2 protein-coding genes are annotated in these 1,750 nt (G+C 65.3%); both read right to left on the reverse strand.

Features of this window, described 5'->3' with window-relative positions; all coding sequences use genetic code 11:
- Positions 1-583, reverse strand: a 583-nt coding sequence (locus LH128_RS28865) for a TonB-dependent receptor plug domain-containing protein (RefSeq protein WP_008833244.1), incomplete at its 3' end; no start/stop codon positions are given.
- Between the two features lie 91 nt (positions 584-674).
- On the reverse strand, positions 675-1,750 hold a 1,076-nt coding region (locus LH128_RS28870), incomplete at its 5' end, for a hypothetical protein (RefSeq protein WP_008833245.1).

Raw genomic sequence — 1,750 nt, forward strand, 5'->3', positions numbered from 1 at the left:
CGCCGCCGCCGATCTGGAGGAAACTTTCGGTCGGGATCGCTTTGGTCGTCAGGTTGATGACGCCGCCGCCGAATTCCCCGGGGAAGTTCACCGAATAGCTCTTCTGCACCAGCGAGGATGCGACGATGCTGGTCGGGAACAGGTCGAGCGGGACCACGCGCTTGAGCGGCTCGGGGCTGGGCAGCGGCGAACCGTTGAGCAGCGCCAGCGAATAGCGGTCGCCGAGGCCGCGCACGTAGACGTAGCCGTTGCCGACCACCGAGAGGCCGGTGACGCGGCCGAGGGCGCCGGCGATGTCGCCTTCGCCGGTGCGGGCGATCTGCTCGCTCGACAGCACCGAGATGACCTGCGGCGCGGTGCGCTCGATGTTGCGGTTGCGCTGGCCGGTGACGATGATGGCGCCGCCCGGGATCGAGACGTCAGGCGCTTCCTCGCCACCGGACGCGTTTTCGTCGCCGATTGCCGGCGCTTCGGGGCTGGCGTTGCCAGTGGTGGTGGGTGCGCTCTCCTGAGCGGCGGCGATCGAAGGCGCCAGCATCGCGGTGGAGAGCAGCAGCAGCGAAATCAGCCGCGGCTTGGTCATTGGATGTCCCCCTGGAACAAGTATCGGATACGTAAGAAAGGGGCGGCCTGAATGGACCGCCCCCCCTTTCGTTATGCAGCGGGCGGTCGGATCAGGTGGTGGGCAGCGCCGTGCAGGCCTGGCCCGAGCCGAACGGCGCGGTAGCCGTGTCGCAGGTCCAGCCCTTGTACCAGACATCCGCGGCGTCCTTGACGGCGCCGATGTAGGTCACCTGGTCGAAGAACGAGGACAGCGCCTTGAGGCCGGTGTACCCGGCGACACCGCTTTCCGCCGAACCGTTGACGAAGGTGTTCGTTAGCGTCGAGGTGAAGGCGTCGTTGTTGAGGTTGCTGCCCGAACCGAAGACGGCAGCCGCCGAGGTCGCGTTGTACGAACCGCCGCCGATGTACTTGGGCGTGCCACAGGTCATGACCGTGCTGTACGCCTTGAGCGTGGCCGGGGTCGTGCCGGTGCCCTGAAGGCTGAGGCACTCGTTGTTCGGCGTATTGATGATGCCGTTGACCCAGGTGATGTCCGAGTTGCCGCGGATCAGCGTAGAAGCCTTGTCGCTGCCTTCGTTGTTCGAACTGGTCACCGGCTGGATCGCGGTGAAGTTGGCGACGATGGTCTTCTGGCGGGGGGTTTCCTCTTCCTTGCCGCCCGTGTCGATTTCCATCAGCGCGTCGCCCTGGCCGCTCTTCTGCAGCAGGAGCACGTACTGGAAGTAGCCTTCGAGGCCCGTGTCGATGTCGAGGCTGTCGTCGTCGGCGTTGACGGCGATGTAGTGCTTGAACTGCACCTTGCCGCCGAAGAACTCCATGCCGTCGTCCGAGCTGTTCACCGACTGGACGTAGTCCAGCGTGGTGCCGCTGCCGATGCCTTCGGTGGTCAGGGCCTGAAGTTCCTTGCCATCGCTCAGCAGGTAGCCCGAATAGCGGATCTGGACATACTTCATGATGCCGGCGTTGTACGTGTTGTCGATACCGCCGAAGACGGCCTTGGCAACAGCACCTTCGGTGTCGCGCTCGCACGTGTGCGATGCGAGCGAGGCATTGGTCGCGCCGTAGTTGCAGTCGGTCACGACGCCGCGGCCGAGCAGCACGATGCCGCCCCACTTGCCGTTCGTGGATTCACTGGCCGTGCCGACGACGTTCTCGCGCGCGGTGAAGATGATCGGCTTGTCGGCGG

The sequence above is a fragment of the Sphingomonas sp. LH128 genome (assembly GCF_000293195.2).
Taxonomy (GTDB): Bacteria; Pseudomonadota; Alphaproteobacteria; order Sphingomonadales; family Sphingomonadaceae; genus Novosphingobium; species Novosphingobium resinovorum_A.